The sequence below is a fragment of the Mycobacterium sp. NGS50 genome (genome assembly GCF_059812545.1).
On the sequence record NZ_JCALCW010000082.1, the window covers coordinates 1 to 1,140 of the forward strand.

The 1,140-nt window shown below is 61.3% G+C and carries 1 protein-coding gene; it reads right to left on the reverse strand.

Annotated features, from left to right (window positions below; genetic code table 11):
• Positions 1-1,092 (reverse strand): IS630 family transposase, encoded by a 1,092-nt coding sequence (locus AC5Y36_RS25765; RefSeq protein ID WP_500043811.1) that lies wholly within the window; start codon positions 1,090-1,092, stop codon positions 1-3.
• Positions 1,093-1,140: the final 48 nt, after the last annotated feature.

Consider the following 1,140-nt stretch of genomic DNA (forward strand, 5'->3'; position numbering starts at 1 on the left):
CTAGTGTCCTGCGCCGGGAATTCGTTGAAGATATGAAGCGAGTCGTTCGAAGATCTCGTCGGCGGTCTTGGTCCAGTTGAACGGGCGGGGGTTGTCGTTCCAGTCTGCGATCCACTCACGGATGTCCTTCTCGAGGGCCTGAATTGAGCGGTGAACGCCGCGGCGCAGTTTCTGGTCGGTGAGTAACCCGAACCACCGCTCGACCTGGTTGAGCCACGACGAGTAGGTCGGGGTGAAGTGCATGTGGAATCGGGGATGGGCGGCAAGCCATTTGGTTACTGTCGGCGATTTGTGCGTCGAGTAGTTGTCGCAGATCAGATGGACGTCCAGGTCAGCGGGCACGGTGTTGTCCAACTTGGTCAAGAACTTCTTGAACTCGATCGCGCGGTGCCGGCGGTGAATCGAGCCGTAGACCTCGCCGGTAGCCACATCCAGGGCGGCGAACAAGGTGGTGATTCCGTGCCGCACGTAGTCATGGGTGCGGCGCTCGGGCATGCCGGGCATCATCGGCAGCACCGGCGCGCTGCGATCCAAGGCCTGGATCTGCGATTTTTCATCGACGCAGAGCACTAGTGCCTTCTCCGGCGGGTCCAGATACAACCCCACGACGTCACGGACCTTGTCGACGAACTGCGGGTCGTTGCTGATCTTGAAGGTGTCCACCTGATGCGGCTTGAGGCCGAACGACTTCCAGATCCGTCCCACCGTTGACTTCGACAACCCGGTCTCAGCCGCCATCGAAGACCGCGACCAGTGTGTGGCGCCTTTGGGTTGGCGCTCCAACGTGGCCACGATCAACTCCTCGACCGCCTCGTCGGTGATCTTGCGCGGCGCACCAGGACGCGGCTCATCGGCCAGACCCTCCAGTCGCGCCTCCAGGAACCGTCCACGCCATTTGCCGACCGTTTGCGGCCACACACCTTCGTCAGCGGCGACTTCCTTGTTGGATTTCCCTGCCGCGCAGCCCAACACGATCCGACAGCGTTGGGCCAACGCCTGCGAGGACTTCGATCGACGGGCCCACCGCTGCAACGTCTCGCGTTCGTCGTCGGTCAACACCAACTCGACTACCGGCCTACCCCTGGTCCCCACCCGCCAATTCTACAATTAATCAACTAATTTACGGCGTAGCACACTAGC